The following is a 19356-nucleotide window of genomic DNA, read 5'->3' on the forward strand; positions in this document are numbered from 1 at the left end:
TCGCAGGGGTTTGTACATTATTAACCATAAAATGACGACCATGCCGTAAAGTCAGATCTTCGGCGGGGAGCCTGGGACGCGGATCCCGAACTTGGGACGTGCGATCCATGCGTCCCGCGCCGAGCGCCTATACAAATTGTTGCCGAGGCAACGACCTGAATGTTGGGAGGGGGACTTTGCGGGGATCCTGTTTTGCCGTGGGCACGGTGAGCATTGCCATCGCTGGCGCGTTGGCTGGCGCGATCGCGCCGGCCGCGGCGCAGAGCGCTTCCTCCTGGAAGACGCCGGAGTATTTCAGCTCCAAGGCGCTCGACCAGATCAATGCCGCTGCGGCCTATGAACTCGGCTTCACCGGCAAGGGGCAGACACTCGGCATCCTCGACACCGGTCTCGATGCGCGCCATCCGGAGTATCAGGCGCCGGGCAAGTTCCTCGGCGGCTTCAACGGCCAGACCAACACGACCTACTCGCTCGGAACCCAGGGCGACGTCGATGTCGTGAAGGCCGGCGACTACGGCCATGGCACCTTCGTGGCCGGTGTCGCGGTCGCCGCGCGCGACGGGACCGGCATCCACGGCGCCGCCTTCGATGCCGGCTTCTACGCCGCGGGGCCTTTCGCGGCCACCGAGCAGGGCTGGGACTGGCTCGTTTCGAAGGGCGTGCCGATCATCAACTCGAGCATGGGCGTCGACGACTGCAGCCCGTCCAAGCCGCAGTCCGAATGGACGTCGAAGTGCAACATCACGGCCTATTCGGTCGCTGATGCTCAGAACAGCCAGGTCGCCGAAGTCGCCGCCGCCAAGCGCGCGCTGGCGGCCGGCGTGCTGATGGTGTTTCCGACCGGCAACGAATCGCAGCCGCATCCCGACTTCTGGGCCGGCCTTCCCTACCGGTTGCCCGAGGTGAAGAACGGCTGGCTGGCCGTCGGCTCGGTCGACGCCAACAACGTCATTTCGACCTTCTCCAACCGATGCGGCGTCGCCGCGCAGTGGTGTCTGGTCGCGCCGGGCGAGGACAATTCGACCGTGGTGCTCGGCCGCGGCGACGACGGCGGCAACTTCAAGACCGGCGAGGGTACGTCCTACGCCGCTCCGGTCGCGGCCGCGGTCGGCGTGCTCGTGAAGCAGGCCTATCCCTGGTACACGGCCTATGATCTCCAGCAGACGCTCTTGACGACCGCGACCGATCTCGGCGACCCCGGCATCGACGCGGTCTATGGCTGGGGTCTCATCAACGCCGGCAAGGCGGTCAGGGGCTACGGCCAGTTCGTCGACACGGTGACGCTCGACACCAAGGGCTTCACCTCGACCTTCTCGAACGACATCAACGGCAACGGCGGCCTGATCAAGACCGGCGCGGGCACGCTGATCATGACCGGCCGCAACACCTATGCCGGCGCGACCACGGTGCAGGGCGGCGCGCTGCAGATCGACGGCTCGATCACCTCGGCGGTGACCGTCGCCCAGGGCGGCACACTCGGCGGTTCGGGCACGGTCGGCTCGACCGTCGTCAACGGAACGATCGGGCTCGGTACGCCGAAGACGTTCAACGTCGCCGGCACGCTGAGCTTCGGCGCGGACGGCACCTATGTCGCTTCCGTGCAGGGTGCGAACGCCGACCGGATCAACGTGACGGGCGCGGCGACGCTCAACGGCACGCTGAGGATGGCCGCGCTCGGCGGCAATTACACGTTCAACACGCCTTACACGCTGATCGCGGCGGCCGGCGGCGTGAACGGCACCTTCGCCGCGCAGCAGAGCACGTTCGGCGCCGGCGTGAACACCAACGTGAGCTACACGGCGAGCAACGTCCTGCTGACGCTGAGCCCGCGTTCGCTGGCGAGCGTGGTCGCGACCGCGCCGTCGACGGGCGGTTCGACGGGCGGCGGTTCGACGAGCGGCAACACGGGCGGTTCGACCTCCGGCGGTTCGACCTCCGGCGGCTCGGGCACGACCACGCCGGCAGCGACGACGAGCAAGCCGCCGAGCGACGTGGTTGCGGTGGCCAAGGCGCTCGATCGGGCGGTCTCCGACGGCACCGACACCTCGCGCTACTTCGCGCTCTACAATCTCGATGCCGACGAGATCGACGAGGGCTTGAACCAGCTGACCGGCGAAGTGCATGCCGGCGCGATCCGGCTCGCCACCCAGGTCAGCGGCCAGTTCCTCGATGCGATGACCGATCCGTTCGCCTCGGGGCGCGCGACGGAGGCGTTCCTGGCCTTCGGCTACGCGCCGACGGCGCCGGTCTCGGAAGGCCGGCAGGCGATCGAACGCGCCGCCGCGCCGGCGAGCGCCAACTACCGGATCTGGGGCGGTCCCTACGGGTCGACCGGCCGGGTCGCCGGCAATGACGCGACCGGCGCTTCATCGGTGTCGGTGTCCTCGGGCGGGCTCGTCGCCGGCATCGACGTGCGGCTGGCGCCGAACTTCATCGCCGGCGTCGCGCTCGGCGGCGGCCGGGCCTGGACCAGCATGGGCGGCTCGCTCGGCTCGGCCAGCGCCGACGTGTTCCAGGTCGGCTCCTTCGTGACCGCGCAGGCCGGCGCGCTGACGCTGACGGGCGCGGCCGGCTATTCGAACCTCGGCATCTCGACGCGGCGGTCGATCCCGATCCTCGACGAGACCGGCATCACGGCGCGCTACACGGCGCATGTGTTCTCTGGCCGGGTCGAAGGCCGCTACGAGGTGGCGCGGATCGGCGGGCTCGGCCTGTCGCCGTTCGCGTCGTTCCAGGCGCAGGACGTGATGACGCCGTCCTATGCCGAGAAGGACTCGGCCGGCGTGCCGTTCGGCGTGGCGGTCGCCGCCCGCAACAACTGGACGACGCGGTCGGTGCTCGGTCTCGACGTGCGCGGCTCGACGACGGTCGGCGGCATGAAGCTCCTCGGCTTCGCGCGCGCCGGCTGGGGCCATTTCTTCGCGCAAGGGGCGAGCTACGACGCGCGGCTGGTCGACGTCGCCGACAGCGACTTCTCGGTCGCGGGCGCGGTGCCGGTGCGCGACGGGCTGGTCGTCTCGACCGGCTTCGACCTCGCCTTCACCTCGGCGACGACGATCGCGGTCCGGTTCGACACCGAGCAGGCGAAGAACGCGCAGAACTACGCCGGTTCGGCGCGCGTGAAGATCGCGTTCTGAGGCGGAGGCCGGCTGCGAAGCCGGACGGGTCAGGCCGGACGGGCGGCACGAGACGATGAAGACCGGACGGGCGTGCCATGGCGCGCCCGTCTGGCGTTTGAGGCGGCGTCCGCTGCAAGGAGCGCCGCGTCTATCACCTCACGGCAGGGTCGACTCATGTCGCAACCTTGTGACAGCTTGTTGTTATGTCTTCTCACGGGAATATAGTCGCAGAAATTCCTGTTAGAATTCCGCCGCGATCAGACGGTCAGATGCCGTTACGGGAATGGAGGCGGCGAAACCGCGTCTGTGTTCCTCTTCAGTACTGACCGGTTTCATTCGGTGTGCCCCCTCCATTGTGCTTTATACGCATCGCCGTCGCGAATGGGACGCAGGTGCAAGTCTTGAGACGTGGGGTCAATGCGTACGTGCCCAGGCGCCGCTATAGCTGCTCCTCGCTATATTGCGAGTGGGGATATACATGTGCAGGCGTATTCCGTTCGGTGCGGGGGCGGTGCGGGTCTTATCGTCCGTCTCCCTGATTGCCATGGCGTCGCCGGCTTCTGCCCAGGACGCTTCCGCTTGGATCGACGGCGAGTATCTCGCCTCCAAATCGCTCAAGCAGATCAATGCGGCTGATGCCTACCAGCAGGGTTTCACCGGCAAGGGCGTGACGATCGGCATCCTCGATACCGGCGTCGACGGGCGCAGTCCCGAATTCCAGAGCGAGACCAAGTTCCTGGGCGGGTTCGACGCGCGCAAGAATGCCGACGGGAGCTATGTCGTCGGACCGAAAGGGACTTATCGTTTCGGGTTCAACGGCGACACGCTGCTCGGCAAGGACGAGAACGGGCAGGAGCAGAACGGCCACGGGACGCAGGCGGCGGGCATTGCGGTCGCGCCGCGCGACGGCAAAGGCATCCAGGGCGTCGCCTTCGACTCCGGCTTCTACATGGCCGGCCCCCTGTCGGAAATTGCCGCCGGGTGGGAATGGCTCATCGACAAGAACGTTCCGATCATCAACAACAGCTTCGGCAACGATTGCAGCAAGGATACGACGAAAAAGACCTGTGACATTCGCGGGTTTACCGCCGAGCAAGCAGCTGCAAGGCTTGAAGGAGAACTTCCCGCAATCAGGAATGCCCTCGCCAAAGATATTCTGATGGTGTTCGCAAACGGCAACTCGGGCCGGGATGACCCGGACGTCCATGCCGCCTTGCCGTACTATCAAAAGCAGCTCCAGATTGACCTTCTGAAGAACTGGATCGCCGTCGGCGCGGTCGATGACAAGGGCGTCATTACGGACTACTCCAACAGGTGTGGCCTCGCCGCGCAATGGTGCCTCGTGGCGCCGGGCGAGGTCTACTCGACCTCGATCGTCGGTCTCGGTGCCAATGGCGGCGCCTTTGGCGAGACCGGTGGCACGTCCTTCGCCGCGCCCGCGGTGGCGGGTGTCGCCGCGCTCGTGAAGCAGGCCTATCCCTGGTTCACGGCCTACGACCTCCAGCAGACGCTGCTGACCACCGCGACCGATATTGGCGCGCCCGGTGTCGACCCGGTCTATGGCTGGGGTCTTGTGAATGCCGGCAAGGCGGTCAGGGGCTATGGCCAGTTCGTCACGACGGTCATGCTCGATACCAAGGGCTACACCTCGACATTCTCCAACGACATCAATGGCGCCGGCGGCCTGATCAAGACCGGTGCCGGTACGCTGATCATGACCGGCCGCAACACCTACGCCGGGCAGACTTCCATCGAAGGCGGTGCGCTGCAGATCGACGGCTCGATCACCTCGGCGGTGACCGTCGCGCAGGGCGGCACGCTCGGCGGTTCGGGTACGGTCGGGCCGACGCTGGTCATCGGTACGATTGGGCTCGGCACACCGAAGACGCTGACGGTCGGGGGCGAACTGGTCTTCGAGCCCGAGGGTACCTACCTTGCCTCGGTCAAGGGCGCGGCTGCGGACCGCATCAACGTGATGGGCCCGGCGACGCTCAACGGCACACTGAAATTGGTCGCCCTTGGGGGCACGTATACGTTCAACACGCCTTACACGCTGATCGCGGCGGCCGGCGGTGTGAACGGCACTTTCGCCACGCAGCAGAGCACGTTCGGCGCCGGCGTGAACACGGGTGTCAGCTACAACGCCAATGCCGTGCTGCTGACACTGCGCCCGAAGTCGCTCGCGACGGTCGTTGCGAGTGCACCGGTTCCGTCGAAAGGCAGCGGTTCGACGAGCGGCGGTTCGACGAGCGGCAACACGGGCGGTTCGACGTCCGGCGGTTCGACATCCGGCGGCTCTGGCACGACCACGCCGGCCGCGACGACGAGCAAGCCGCCGAGCGACGTGGTTGCGGTGGCCAAGGCGCTCGATCGGGCGGTCTCCGACGGCACCGACACCTCGCGCTACTTCGCGCTCTACAATCTCGATGCCGACGAGATCGACGAGGGCCTGAACCAGCTCACCGGCGAAGTGCATGCCGGCGCGATCCGGCTCGCCACCCAGGTCAGCGGCCAGTTCCTCGATGCGATGACCGATCCGTTCGCCTCGGGGCGCGCGACGGAGGCGTTCCTGGCCTTCGGCTACGCGCCGACGGCGCCGGTCTCGGAAGGCCGGCAGGCGATCGAGCGCGCCGCCGCGCCGGCGAGCGCCAACTACCGGATCTGGGGCGGTCCCTACGGGTCGACCGGCCGGGTCGCCGGCAATGACGCGACCGGCGCTTCATCGGTGTCGGTGTCCTCGGGCGGGCTCGTCGCCGGCATCGACGTGCGGCTGGCGCCGAACTTCATCGCCGGCGTCGCGCTCGGCGGCGGCCGGGCCTGGACCAGCATGGGCGGCTCGCTCGGCTCGGCCAGCGCCGACGTGTTCCAGGTCGGCTCCTTCGTGACCGCGCAGGCCGGCGCGCTGACGCTGACGGGCGCGGCCGGTTATTCGAACCTCGGCATCTCGACGCGGCGGTCGATCCCGATCCTCGACGAGACCGGCATCACGGCGCGCTACACGGCGCATGTGTTCTCTGGCCGGGTCGAAGGCCGCTACGAGGTGGCGCGGATCGGCGGGCTCGGCCTGTCGCCGTTCGCCTCGTTCCAGGCACAGGACGTGATGACGCCGTCCTATGCCGAGAAGGATTCGGCCGGCGTGCCGTTCGGCGTGGCGGTCGCCGCCCGCAACAATTGGACGACGCGGTCGGTGCTCGGTCTCGACGTGCGCGGCTCGACGACGGTCGGCGGCATGAAGCTCCTCGGCTTCGCGCGCGCCGGCTGGGGCCATTTCTTCGCGCAAGGGGCGAGCTACGACGCGCGGCTGGTCGACGTCGCCGACAGCGACTTCTCGGTCGCCGGTGCGGTGCCGGTGCGCGACGGGCTGGTCGTCTCGACCGGCTTCGACCTCGCCTTCACCTCGGCGACGACGATCGCGGTCCGGTTCGACACCGAGCAGGCGAAGAACGCGCAGAACTACGCCGGTTCGGCGCGCGTGAAGATCGCGTTCTGAGAAAGGCCGGACGGGTCAGGCCGGATGGCCGGCACGAGACGATGAAGACCGGACGGGCGTGCCACGGCGCGCCCGTCTGGCGTTTGATACTGATGTTCAGGCCGCCGCGCCGCGTGCCTCCAGCACTTCCGAGACGTGGCGGGCGATCATCGCCTCCTCGTCGGTCGGCACCTTGAACACGCGGACTTTTGCGCCGGGCGGTGAGATCTCCATCTCCGGTCCGGCATTGCGGGCGGGATCGACCGCGATGCCGATCCAGTCCATGCCGGCGGTCGCCTCGGCGCGGACCCGCGTGGAGTTCTCACCGATGCCGCCGGTGAAGACGACGCCGTCGACACCGCCGAGGATCGCCGCCATGGCGCCGATCTCGCGGCGTATGCGGAAGTCGAAATAGCGGATGGCTTCGGCCGCGCGCGGGTCGTCGGAGGCTTCCAGCGTGCGCATGTCGTGGGTGATGCCGGAGAGGCCCTTCAGGCCGCTCTCCTTGTAGAGCAGCGTGGTCAGCCGCTTGGCGTCGTAGCCGTGCTCCTGCATCAGATAGAGCAGCACGCCGGGGTCGATCTGGCCGCAGCGCGTGCCCATCGGCAGGCCGTCGAGCGCGGAGAAGCCCATCGACGAGCCGACCGAGACGCCGTCGCGGATCGCGCACATCGAGGCGCCGTTGCCGAGATGGGCGACGATCAGCCGGCCGCCGGCGATCTCCGGCGCGATCTGGCGCATGCGGCGGGTGATGAACTCGTAGGAGAGGCCGTGGAAGCCGTAACGGCGCACGCCCTCGTCATAGAGCGCGCGCGGCAGGGCGAAGACGTCGTTCTCCCAAGGATGCGCGCGGTGGAAGGCCGTGTCGAAACAGGCGATCTGCAGGGCCTCCGGATGGGCGGCGCGCGCGGCGGCGATGCCGTCCAGATTGAAGGGCTGGTGCAGCGGCGCGAGCGGTTCGAGCGTCTTCAGGTCGGCGAGGATCTTGTCGTCGACGATGAGCGGCGCCGCGTAGTGGATGCCGCCGTGAACGACGCGGTGCCCGATCGCGGCGAGCGTCAGTCCGGGAACCTCGCCCTCCAGCCAGTCGAGCAGGATGCGCAGCGCGGCTTCCGCGTCGGCCGGCGCTTCCTCGGCGGCGTAGTGCCGGTCGAGCCGCTTCGTGCCGGCGGCGTCCTTGGCGGAGAAATGCACCGCCGCGCCGAGGCCTTCGATCTCGCCGCGCAGGCGCGGCGGCATCGGCCGGCCCTTCGGCCCTTCCGCAAGTACGAACAGCGCGAATTTCAGGCTCGACGAACCGGCGTTGAGGGTCAGCACGCTGCGCAAGGGAAGGTCTTCCTTCGTGTGGTTTCGGTGCGAGGTCGGCGGATGGCGGAAGCGTATCACCCGACGACGGAGTAGCCGCCGTCGATGATGTGGACGCCGCCGGTCACGCTGCGGGCGGCATCGGAGACGAGAAAGGTCGCGAAGGCGCCGCACTCGTCGATCGAGGTCAGATGGTGCGTCGGCGCGCGCTCGGCCGCTTCGTTCAGCAGTTCGTCGAAATGGTCGATGCCCGAGGCGGCACGCGTCGCGAGCGGGCCGGGCGAGATGGCGTTGACCGTGATGCCCTCGGGACCGAGTTCGACGGCCGCATAACGCACCGACGCCTCGAGCGCGGCCTTGACCGGCCCCATGACGCCGTAGTGGCGCACGGCGCGGTCGGCGCCGAGATAGGAGACGGTCAGGCAGGCGCCGCCGGCCGTCATCAGCGGCTCGGCGCGCCGGATCAGGCGCAGGAACGAGTGGCAGGAGATGTCCATCGCCTGCGTGAAGCCAGAGGCCGAACTGTCGACCACCCGGCCGTGCAGGTCGTCCTTGGGGCAGAAGGCGAGCGAGTGGAGCAGAAAGTCGAGCCGGCCCCAGCGCTCGCCGATCGCGGCGAACAGCGCGTCGGTCTCGGCCTCGTCGGTGACGTCGAGCGGCATCACGATCCGCGCGGCGACCTCGTCGGCGAGCGGGCGCACATGCGGTTCGGCCTTGGCGTTGAGATAGGTGACGGCCAGTTCGGCGCCGGCGGCGGCGAAGGCCTTCGCGCAGCCCCAGGCGATCGAGTGTTCGTTGGCGATGCCGACCACCAGGCCGCGTTTGCCTGCAAGAACTGTCATGGTGCCGTTCTCCCGTCCAGAATGGCTCGGGTCTCATTCTGCACTGCACAATGTTACGGCCAATTGATCTCGCCCCCGCGAAGGCGGCCGTATCGTGCCGGATCGGAGTTTCCCTAAGGGGGCTCTCGGACGCCCATGCGCGGATCCGGTGCACCCGGCATCGGGACGGGGAGGGCGGGACGCGCCGCTTTGTCGCGCGTCGCGCGTGGTCGGGGGCGACCGCGTCGCAGGGGCGAGCGTGGATCGATCTGCTAGCGTTCCGTCGGGCTTCGACTTTGGTCGAGCCGGGGAGAACCCCACCGCGAGACGAGGGGAGCCAGATGATGCCGGGGAGCGCGCAGATGAGCCAGGAGATTGCCGCCTTCACTGCCGCAACGTTGTCGGGAGCGGCCGGCGGGTCCAGGGATGCCGGGCATCGGGACGCCGGTGATGGCGGCGCCGGGCGGCTCGATCCGATGGTCGCCGACGTGCGCGAGAGCGACTTCTCGGAGGTGTTCGAGCTGTTGTTCGGCCTGCTGGTCGACGTGATCCGCGTGCGCCAGCCTGACCTGACCGCGATTCTGCTCAAGGACACACTGGCCGCGCCGATCCCGGCCGAGCTGCGCGTCGCGGCGCAGCAGATGACCGGCATGTGGTTCCAGCTCCTGTCGATCGCGGAAGAGAACGTCGCCCAGCGCGCGCGCCGCAAGCTGGAGAGCGCCGGCGGACCGGACAGTGTCGCCGGCACCTTCGCCAATGTGGTCGCCGAGGCGGCGGCGGCGGGCACCGATGCCGACGAGATCGCGCGCGCTCTCTCCGGCATGGACGTCTGCCCGACCATCACCGCGCATCCGACCGAGGCCAAGCGCGTCACCGTGCTGGAGATCCACCGTCGCATCTATCGCGGGCTCGTCGATCTCGAATCGGCGCGCTGGACGCCGCGCGAGCGCGACGCGATCGTCCGCCGCCTGCGCGCCGACATCGACGTGCTCTGGATGACCGGCGAACTCAGGCTCGAGAAGCCGACGGTCGAGCAGGAGGTCGCCTGGGGCATCCACTTCTTCCAGGAGACGCTCTACGAGCAGGCGCCGCAGACGATCGACAATCTAGCCGCCGCGCTGCGCCGGCACTATCCCGAGAGCCCGATCCCGCTGCCGGCGGTCGTGCATTTCTCGTCCTGGATCGGCGGCGACCGTGACGGCAATCCGTTCGTCACCGCCGAGACCACGCGCATGGCGCTCGCCGAATACCGCCGCGCGGCGGTCGGGCGGCTGATCAAGCGGGTCGACGAGCTGACGCGCATCCTGTCGATCTCGGCGGGGCAGGTGAAAGTGCCGGAGGAGTTCGTGCGCATGCTCGCCGACCTGCTCCACGCCTCGCGCAACGCGGCCGAGATCGTGGCGCGCAATCCGGGCGAGGTGTTCCGGCAGTTCCTGAGCGCGATCCGCGAGCGGCTGGAGGCGACGCTCGAGGTCGGCAGCGCGCATCCGGCCAAGCCCTACACGAGCCCGCAGGAGCTGGTGCGCCAGCTTCTGGTCATGGAGCGCGCGCTGATGGGCATGCAGGCGCACGACCTGGTCGTGCAGCGGATCCGGCCGCTCAGGTGGCATGTCGAGATCTTCGGCTTCCGCACCGCCGCGCTCGACATCCGGCAGAATTCGACCGTGGTCAACAAGACGCTGATCGAGGTCTGGCAGCGGCTGTTCCCCGACACGGCGGCGGCGATCCCGGCGCCGAATTCCAAGGAATGGCGGGTCTGGATCGATCGCGAACTGGCGCAGGCCTACAAGCCGCTGCCGGCGATGGAAGGCCTGTCGAAGGACGCGGCCGAGATGCTCGCCGTGCTCGACGTGGTGGCCGAGGCGCGCGGCGGCGCCGATCCGAAGGCGATCGGCGCGCTGATCCTGTCGATGACCACGTCGACGGCCGACGTGCTCGCCTACTTCCTGCTCGCGAAGTACAAGGGACTTGTGCCCGACGAGGACATTGCCGAGCGGGCGCCGCTGACGGTGGTGCCGCTGTTCGAGACCATCGAGGATCTGCAGCGCTCCGAGCAGATCATGCCGGAGCTGCTCGATCATCCGGTCGTGCGCCGGTCGGTGCGCGCGCGTGATCACCTGCAGGAGATCATGCTCGGCTACTCCGACAGCAACAAGGACGGCGGCTTCCTCTGCTCGAACTGGGAACTGGCCAAGGCGCAGAAGCGGCTGGTCGAGGTCGGGCGCAAGAAGGGCGTGCGGATCGCGTTCTTCCATGGCCGCGGCGGCTCTGTCAGCCGCGGCGGCGCGCCGACGGGGCGCGCGATCGCGGCGCAACCGCTCGGCACCGTCAACGGGCGGCTCCGGATCACCGAACAGGGCGAGGTGGTTTCGTCGAAGTTCGCCAACCGCGGCTCGGCGCTCTACCAGCTCGAGCTGCTCGCCTCCTCGGTGCTCGCCCATACGCTGAAGTCGCCGCGCGAGGCGGCCCAGCGCGGCGGGGCGGAGAAGGAGGAGGTGCTGGAGGCGCTCGCCGGCCTTTCGCTCGCCTCCTACTGCAAGCTGATCGAGCAGCCCGGGCTGATCGACTATTTCAACGCCGCGAGCCCGGTCGAGGAGCTGGCGCTCCTGAAGCTCGGTTCGCGCCCGGCGCGCCGGTTCGGCGCCAAGGCGCTCGGCGACTTGCGCGCGATCCCGTGGGTGTTCGCCTGGAGCCAGAACCGGCACCTGATCACCGGCTGGTACGGCATGGGCACCGCGATCGAGGCCTATACCAAGGTGCAGGGTTCCGGCACGCTCGATCTCCTGCAGGAGATGTTCGCGACCTCGCGCTTCTTCCGGCTGGTGATCGACGAGGCCGAGAAGACGCTCTGCCTCGCCGACATGGAGATCGCGACCACCTATGCGTCGCTGGTGCCGGACGTCGAGGCGCGCGAGCGCATTCTCGGCATGATCCGGCAGGAGTATGCCCGGACCGTCCAGCACGTGCTCGCCATCACCGGCGAGACCGAACTCGCTCGGCGCTTCCCGGCGTTCCGGCGCCGGTTCGATCATGTCCGGCCGCTGATCGATCGCACCAACCGTTGGCAGGTCGAATATCTGGCCGAATTCCGTGCCGCGCCGGAGGCGTCCGAGAAGCGCGAGGAAGTGCTCGCGCCGCTGCTCATGTCGATGAACTGCATCGCCGGCGGGCTTGGCTGGACCGGTTGAGCACGGCCTTTCGGGTCTGTCGCGAAAAAGTACCAGGATCGGGGTCTTCCGCGCCGATCCTGCCGCAGCGTCCTCTTCGAAAAGTCGGAATTGGTTGGCGTTCTAACAGGGCGATCGTGTTAGATCGTTGCACCCGAAATTTTGAGACACGGGGAGAGAGATTCGATGAAGCGCATTCTGATCGCCACCGCCCTCATCCTGGCCGCCGGCACCGCTCAGGCGGCCGAGGCCTCCTGCAAGGCCGCCGCCGCCGAGAAGAAGCTCGCCGGCGCCGCGCTGAACAGCTTCATGACCAAGTGCCAGAAGGACGCCGTCGCCAAGTGCGATCTCCAGGCCGCCGACAAGAAGCTCGCCGGCGCCGCGAAGACCTCCTTCACCAAGAAGTGCACCACCGACGCCGTCGGCACCTGATCCTTGTCGATCGCCCAGTGACGAACAGGCCGTCGCCGCACCCGCGGCGGCGGCCTTTTGCTTGCTCGGGTCGGTGAACGGTCTGTCCACTCGCGGTCGACGTCCGCGCGTCTGGCGCGGATGGGCAAGGCGTCCCACCTGTGGTTTCTTCCCCAGGATCACAGAGCACGGACAGAGTACGCCATGGACCTCGGCATCTATACTTTCGCGGACGTGACCGTCGATCCTTCGACGGGGCGCGTCATCTCGCCGGGCGAACGGCTACGCAACCTGATCGAAGAGATCGAGCTGGCCGATCAGGTCGGGCTCGACGTGTTCGGGCTCGGCGAGCACCATCGGCCGGACTACGCCGCCTCCGCCCCTGTGGTCGCGCTCGCGGCCGCGGCGTCGCGGACCAAGTCGATCAAGCTCTCCAGCGCCGTCACGGTGCTGTCTTCGGACGATCCGGTTCGCGTCTACCAGCAGTTCGCGACGCTCGACCTGATCTCGCGGGGGCGCGCCGAGATCATGGTCGGCCGCGGCTCGTTCATCGAGTCGTTCCCGCTGTTCGGCTACGAGCTCGACGACTACGACGCGTTGTTCTCCGAGAAGCTCGAACTGCTCCTGAAGATCCGTGACAGCGAGCGGGTCTCCTGGCCGGGCGGGCTCAGGCCCGCGATCGACGATCGCGGCGTCTATCCGCGCGCGGAGGGCGAACTGCCGGTCTGGATCGCGGTCGGCGGCACGCCGCAGTCGGTGGCGCGCGCCGGCGCTCTCGGACTGCCGCTCGCCATCGCGATCATCGGCGGCATGCCGGAGCGCTTCGCGCCGCTCGTCTCGCTCTATCGCGAGGCCGGGCGCCGCGCGGGCCAGGATCCGACGAAGCTCAAGGTCGGCATCAATTCGCACGGCTTCATTGCCGACACGTCGCAAGGGGCGGCGGATGCGTTCTTCCCGTCCTATGCCGAGGTCATGTCGCGGCTCGGCCGCGAGCGCGGCTGGCCGCCGACCACGCGGGCGCAGTTCGAGGCCGGGCGGGGTCCGCGCGCGCATCTGCTCGTCGGCAGTCCGGAAGAGGTCGCCGAGAAGATCCTGTTCGAGCACGAGATCTTCGACAACGACCGGTTCCTGATCCAGATGACGGTCGGCACGGTGCCGCACAAGGATGTGCTGCGCTCGATCGAACTCTACGGCACCAAGGTCGCGCCGATCGTGCGCGCCGAACTCGCGCGCCGGGCCACGGCGGCCTGAACCGGCGCGGGCCGGGACGCCTCCTCGATTCGACCCCGGCTGTTTGCCTCGTTCGATCCGCCTCGCTCGATCGGTGATCCCCTTCGCTGATCGAGTGGGCGGACCGACGTGACGCGTTCCGAGATCCCGACATCTTATACTAAAATTTCTTAAATCCTTCCTTGGTTCGTCGTCGATTTCGCGGCGTAATCTAGGGTGGGTGCGGCGCGCCTCTGCTATCTGTGTAAATACCTGCTTCAGGAATGACGTAACGTCCATTCCTGTTCCTTGTAACGATTTCAAAATAATGTCTCGACGATAACGTATGAGCGAGAGCATTCGTGCACGCGCTGGCGGCGCTCGGAGCGTATGGCGCAGGACCGGCGGGATTCGAGGACGACCGATACGATCGGTCTATTCGCCGTGGGTCGGTCCTTCGCTTCGAAGGGCGGGGAGGCGGTCGGGCCTCTGATGAAATCGCGACGCATGCGCCTGCCGAGGTGCGGCGTGCACCGGGGGGCTGCAGCAGGATGACAGACGGACGCCGATCGATCGTCGCATTCGCCCGGGAGGCGCTGAACGGGGTCCTCGCCCCGCTACGGCTTCTCGCCCGGCGCGTCCGCGCGCGCGGCGAGGCCTGCGGGCGCTCCGGCTCGAGCCGCAGCGTCGACGATCGCTATCGGGCGACCTTCGAGCAGGTTCATATCGGCCTGGTGCATGTCACGGCCGATCTGCGCTGGGCGGATTTCAACGACGCTTTCCTGGCGATCACCGGCTATGGTCCGGCCGCGCTCGCCGATGTCTCGGTCGCCGATCTGCTTCATCCCGATGATCGGGAGCCGATCCTCGCGTCGCTGGCGAGGCTGCTCGCCGGAGACGTCGGAGCCTGTGTGAGTACGGCGAATGTCGACGGTCTCGAGCGGCGCGTACTGCGCGCCGATGGCACGATCGCCTATGTGGCGATCTCGGCCACGGCGGCTGTCGATCCGGCGAGCGGCGGGCGCTATGTGATCGCGGCGGTCACCGACGTGACGGAGCGCCATCTCGCGGTTCAGGCGCTCAAGGCCAGCGAGGAGCGCTTCGAGCTCGCCATGCGCGGCGCCAACGACGGACTGTGGGACGAGAACCTCCTCACCGGCGAGATCTACTATTCGCCGCGCTGGAAGACCATGCTCGGCTATGCTCCGGACGAGCTGCCGAACGACCTGTCAACCTATCGCCGGCTGGTTCACCCCGAAGACCGTGTGCGTGCGCTCGAACAGGTGCGAGCGGTCGTCGAGCAGGGGTCCGACTCCTTCATTTGCGAGTTTCGCCTGCAGGCGAAGAGCGGGGAATGGCGGCACATCCTGTCGCGTGGCTTCGTCGCGCGCGGCGCGGACGGCCGAGCGCTGCGCATGGTCGGTACGCATGTCGACATCACCGAGCGCAACGAGGATCAGGTCGGCCTGCGCCAGGCGGCGGCGGTGTTCTCCAATACGCAGGAAAGCGTCGTGATCACCGATCCCGACGGCATGATCGTCAACGCCAATCCCGCCTTCACCGCGATCACCGGCTGGCAGCGCCACGAAGCGATCGGCCGGCGCATGAACCTGCTGAATTCGGGTCTGCAGGACGCCGCGTTCTACCGGGGCATGTGGGAGGCGATCCTCGAGACCGGCCATTGGCAGGGCGAGATCTGGAACCGCCGGCGCAACGGCGAGGTGTTTCCGGCCTGGCTGACGATCTCGACCGTGCGGGATGCCGCCGGCGCCGTTACCAATCGCGTCGGCACCTTCATCGACATCGGCCAATTGAAGAGCTCGGAGGCGCGGCTCGCCCACCTCGCCAGCCACGATGCGCTGACCGACCTGCCCAACCGGCTGATGTTCTCCGAACAGCTCGCCCGCGTGGCCGAGCAGGCATCGATCACCGGGCGGCAAGGAGCCGTGCTGTTCTTCGACGTCGACCGGTTCAAGACCGTCAACGACAGTCTCGGCCATGCGGCCGGTGACGAACTCATCGTGCTGGTCGCCGAGCGCCTGCGTTCGCTGCTGCCGCCGGACGCACTGCTGGCACGGCTCGGCGGCGACGAATTCGTCTGCCTGCTGCCGGAGGCCGACGACAGGGACGGGATCGCGGCATTGGCGGCGCGCTGGGGGCGGCTGCTCGGCGAGGAGTTCGTGCTCACCGGCGGCCGCAGCCTCTATGTGTCGATCAGCATGGGCATTTCGCTGTTCCCGACCGACGGGGTCTCGGCGACGGAACTGCTTCAGAATGCCGATGCGGCGCTCTATGAGGCGAAAGGGGCGGGCGGCGACACCTTCCGCTTCTATCGATCCGGGCTGACGCTCGCCGCCGCCGAGCGGCTGGCGCTGGAGGTCGGCCTCCGGCATGCGCTGGAGCGCAAGGAATTCGAACTGCACTACCAGCCGATCGTCTCGGTCGTCGACGGCCGGATCCACGGTCTCGAGGCACTGATCCGCTGGAAGCATCCGACCCAGGGCTGGATACCGCCGGCGCGATTCATCCCGGTCGCCGAGGAGACCGGGCTCGTGCTGCCGATCGGCGAATGGGTGCTGCCGACCGCCTGCCGCCAGCTCCAGCTCTGGCGCTCGCAGGGGCTCGGCATCGAGATGGTGGCGGTCAATCTGAGCTCGCGCGAGTTCCAGCGCGGCAACATCGTCGAGCGCGTCGCCGCGGTGCTGGCCGAGACCGGGCTGCCGGCCTCGTGCCTCGAGCTCGAGATCACCGAGGGGGCGTTGCTCGAGCACGGGCCCGAGGCCGAACGGCGGTTCGAAGGGCTCCGGGCGCTCGGCGTCAGGCTGGCCATCGACGATTTCGGCACGGGCTATTCGTCGCTCGCCTATCTGAGCCGGCTGCCGCTCGACAAGCTCAAGATCGATCGCAGCTTCATCCGCAACCTGCCGGACGATCGGCGCTCGACCGAGATCGCGCGCACCATCATCGCCCTGGCGCGCAATCTCGGCCTCGAAGTGCTCGCCGAGGGCGTGGAGACCCAGGCCCAGTTCGACGAACTCGTGACGCTCGGCTGCGATCTCGTGCAGGGTTACCTGTTCTCGCGGCCGCTGCCGGCGTCGGATCTGCCGTTGCTGCTCGGCTCGGCCCCCTTTCAGCGCGACCGGGCGCTCGCGGTCGCCTGAGGCGATCGATCGGACCGGATCGGGACGGCCATGAAAAAGGCCGCACAACCGATCGGTCGTGCGGCCTCGTGTTCAGGCGGCTAGCGCATAGGGCTCATTCGTCGTCGTCGCCGCCGCTATCGTCGTCGCCGCCGTCGTCATCATCGCCGGCATCGTCGTCGTCGCCTTCGTCGCCGTCTTCGTCGTCGCCGTCTTCGTCGCCGTCGTCATCATCGCCGGCATCGTCTTCGTCGTCGCCGTCTTCGTCGTCGCCGTCTTCGTCGTCTTCGTCGTCGCCGTCTTCGTCGTCGCCGTCTTCGTCGTCGCCGTCTTCGTCGTCTTCGTCGTCGTCGCCTTCGTCGTCGCCGTCTTCGTCTTCTTCGTCTTCGTCGCCGTCGTCGTCTTCGTCGCCGTCGTCTTCGTCTTCGTCGCTGTCGTCGTCCTCGTCGTCGCCGTCTTCCTCGTCGTCGTCTTCGTCGTCTTCGTCTTCGTCGTCGCCGTCTTCGTCTTCGCCGTCGTCGCCGTCGTCCTCGTCCTCTTCCTCGTCGTCGACCTCGTCCTCGATCTCCTCGATCTCGGTCTCTTCGGTCTCGACGAACTCGGACGTCTCGGTGGTCTCCGTCGTTTCGACGGTTTCGACGGTTTCGACGGTTTCGGTGGTCTCGAGATAGGTGGTCACGTCGAAGGTTTCGATCATGTCCCACTGGGCGGTCTCGACCCAGGTCGTGTACTCGGCGAAGGCAGGCAGGATCACGTCGTTGTAGGTGACCTTGGCCTCTTCCCAGATGTTGACCGTGACCGAGGCGTAATCCTCGATCGAATATTCCGAGATCACGAAGTCGACGCCCTTGCCGTCGTTGGTGACCGGCTCGGTGGTGTTCGACCAGACCTCGCGCGGCGGCGGCAGCGGCACCTTCGGGACGAAGACCCAGTTGTCGTCCGAATTGAACTTCGGATTGAGGATATAGTCGTAGGGCATGTAGCAATAGCCCTTGTCGCCCCAGTCCTCACCCCAGGAGTTCCGCACGATGAACACGCGCTCGGTGTCGGAATAGCCGACCGCGAGCATGGCGTGGCCGCTGTGCGACTCGCGCGAAACGTCTTCGGGGGTCGGCATCGGCACGACACCGCCGCGCTCGCTCGCCTGGTCGAAGCTGTCGAACAGCGCGATGCCGAACACGATCGGCTTGCCTTCCGCCAGCGCCTGCTTCCAGGCGTCGAGTTGGAGCGGCACCTGCTCCATGTCCTTGACCCGGAATTCGGCGGCGTCCTTGTAGGCGTCCTGGCCCGGCTTCTTCACGACCAGGCGCTTGTCGAACGGCCAGGAGGGTTCGATGCAGGCGCCGAACTTGGAGAGGCCTTCCATGGCGAGCTGGATGACACTGCCGTCGTCCTCGTCCTGCGAGCCGTCGCGCCAGCGGGCATTGTAGTAGACGAACAGGCGGCTGACGTCCTTCTCCTCTTTCGTTTGTGCCTTGATCCAGTATTCGTAGGCGCCTGCGACCGCGTTGGCGACGCAGGAGTTGGTGTCGCCCTGATCCTCGACCTTCGTCATCATCGGACGCAGATCGACCTTGTTCGGCAGCTTGGTGTATTTGACCACCATGCCGGGTTGATACTGCGCTGCGCCGGGCTTGGCGGCCATCGCCTTGTAGCCGGAGGCCTTCTTCTTCGGCTCGTCGGGCGTGGCGGCAGCCTCGGGCGCATCGCCCTCCGCGTCGTCGTCCGCCTTGGCGTCACCTTCCTTGGTGTCATCGTCCGCCGATCCGCCGGCGGGCTTGCGCTTGCCGCTGCCGAGCTTGCCGGGGCCGCCGCCTCGGTCGCTCTCCTTGTCTTCGTCGTCGCCCTCGGCGGGCGCCGCGGGTGCATCAGCGGCCGCCGCGGGCGCGGCGGGCTCCTTGCCGTCCTTCTTCTTCTTCTTTTTCTTGGCGCTCGCCTTGGGCTTGGCGTCGCCATCGCCGGTCGCAGGCGGCGGCGGGGCGGCATTGGGGGCGGCCGCGCCAGTGAAACCGAACGGAGCCGGGCTCGCCGCCTCGTCGGCGGAGAGAAGGCCGGACGACGTCAGAACGCCGCTGATTTCCGAGATCGACTTGTCCAGAGCCGCAAGGGTGAGATATCGCGGATCCTTCTTCAGGGCCTCGACGACATTCTCACGAAGAACCTTGAGCTGATCGAGAATTTCCTTCGGCATAATGTTCCCCCAAAGGTGCGAAAAGCACCATGCGCCGGCCTGTTGTCGCGGACGCGGGGGGATCGTCGCACGAGGTATTGCAAGAAATCAATCTCTTACAAAACGCGTGCAATTGGGGAAGGTCGGCGCTTCAACCCGCTGCCTGACCCGTCGTTGCAAGGGTCGTCTCCGGCGCGGCCAGATCGTCGGGCGTCGCGACGCGGCGCATGAGCCGGCGCAGCGCGACCGCCATCTCGGCGACCTTGTCCGATGCGTCGGATTCCCGGGCCGGGTCGATCCGCTCCAGGTCGGCCTGAAGAACTTCCAACTGCCGGAGCACCTTCGAATACATCGGGACACCTTTCGAGGGTTTCAGTCCGCCGAGCCTAGCGGGCCCGTGGTTAACGGCACGTTCACCGCACCCGGCCGGCGGGCGGCGGGACTTGGCCCTGACCCGTACGGGGGGAAAATTTTGCCGCGCACGCAGTTGTTGCCGGGCGGGTGCGGGAGGTCCGTCGACACAAGTCACTGATTTTAAAACGCAA

General features: G+C 67.6%; 10 protein-coding genes. 6 read left to right on the forward strand and 4 right to left on the reverse strand.

Features of this window, described 5'->3' with window-relative positions:
- Window positions 1–206 precede the first annotated feature (206 nt).
- Both ABS361_00880 and ABS361_00885 read left to right on the forward strand, forming a co-directional pair.
- Window positions 207–3137, forward strand: a complete 2931-nt coding sequence (locus ABS361_00880; GenBank protein ID XBY44893.1) for a S8 family serine peptidase — start codon at window positions 207–209, stop codon at window positions 3135–3137.
- Window positions 3138–3597: 460 nt separating this feature from the next.
- The gene (locus ABS361_00885; protein XBY44894.1) at window positions 3598–6609 is read left to right on the forward strand and encodes a S8 family serine peptidase; all 3012 of its coding nucleotides are present in this window, start codon (window positions 3598–3600) and stop codon (window positions 6607–6609) included.
- 96 nt (window positions 6610–6705) lie between these two features.
- Here the strand turns inward: ABS361_00885 and ABS361_00890 are convergent, their stop codons facing one another.
- Together ABS361_00890 and fabI are read right to left on the reverse strand one after the other, a co-directional pair.
- A complete protein-coding gene (locus ABS361_00890; GenBank protein XBY46768.1) occupies window positions 6706–7905 on the reverse strand; it encodes an acetate/propionate family kinase in 1200 nt (399 codons plus the stop codon).
- A gap of 65 nt (window positions 7906–7970) precedes the next feature.
- Entirely contained in the window at window positions 7971–8735 is a 765-nt protein-coding gene (fabI, locus tag ABS361_00895; GenBank protein ID XBY44895.1) for an enoyl-ACP reductase FabI, read from the reverse strand.
- Window positions 8736–9076: 341 nt separating this feature from the next.
- On the opposite strand from fabI, the gene ABS361_00900 reads away from it, so the two are divergent.
- The 4 genes from ABS361_00900 to ABS361_00915 all read left to right on the forward strand — a co-directional run bounded on the left by ABS361_00900 (window position 9077) and on the right by ABS361_00915 (window position 16662).
- The gene (locus ABS361_00900) at window positions 9077–11902 is read left to right on the forward strand and encodes a phosphoenolpyruvate carboxylase (GenBank protein ID XBY44896.1); all 2826 of its coding nucleotides are present in this window, start codon (window positions 9077–9079) and stop codon (window positions 11900–11902) included.
- A gap of 165 nt (window positions 11903–12067) precedes the next feature.
- On the forward strand, window positions 12068–12313 hold the full coding sequence (locus tag ABS361_00905) for a hypothetical protein (GenBank protein ID XBY44897.1): 246 nt from the start codon (window positions 12068–12070) through the stop codon (window positions 12311–12313).
- A gap of 183 nt (window positions 12314–12496) precedes the next feature.
- Window positions 12497–13543 carry an LLM class flavin-dependent oxidoreductase gene (locus ABS361_00910; GenBank protein XBY44898.1) on the forward strand — a complete coding sequence of 349 codons (1047 nt, stop codon included), beginning with the start codon at window positions 12497–12499 and terminating at the stop codon, window positions 13541–13543.
- A gap of 509 nt (window positions 13544–14052) precedes the next feature.
- On the forward strand, window positions 14053–16662 hold the full coding sequence (locus tag ABS361_00915; protein XBY44899.1) for an EAL domain-containing protein: 2610 nt from the start codon (window positions 14053–14055) through the stop codon (window positions 16660–16662).
- Window positions 16663–16756: 94 nt separating this feature from the next.
- On the opposite strand, the gene ABS361_00920 is transcribed toward ABS361_00915, so the two are convergent.
- Complete coding sequence (locus ABS361_00920; protein XBY44900.1) at window positions 16757–18832, reverse strand: C1 family peptidase; 2076 nt, start codon at window positions 18830–18832, stop codon at window positions 16757–16759.
- A gap of 130 nt (window positions 18833–18962) precedes the next feature.
- The gene (locus tag ABS361_00925; protein ID XBY44901.1) at window positions 18963–19163 is read right to left on the reverse strand and encodes a hypothetical protein; all 201 of its coding nucleotides are present in this window, start codon (window positions 19161–19163) and stop codon (window positions 18963–18965) included.
- Window positions 19164–19356: the final 193 nt, after the last annotated feature.

Source organism: Ancalomicrobiaceae bacterium S20, assembly GCA_040269895.1.
In the GTDB taxonomy this organism is placed as follows: domain Bacteria; phylum Pseudomonadota; class Alphaproteobacteria; order Rhizobiales; family Ancalomicrobiaceae; genus Methyloraptor; species Methyloraptor flagellatus.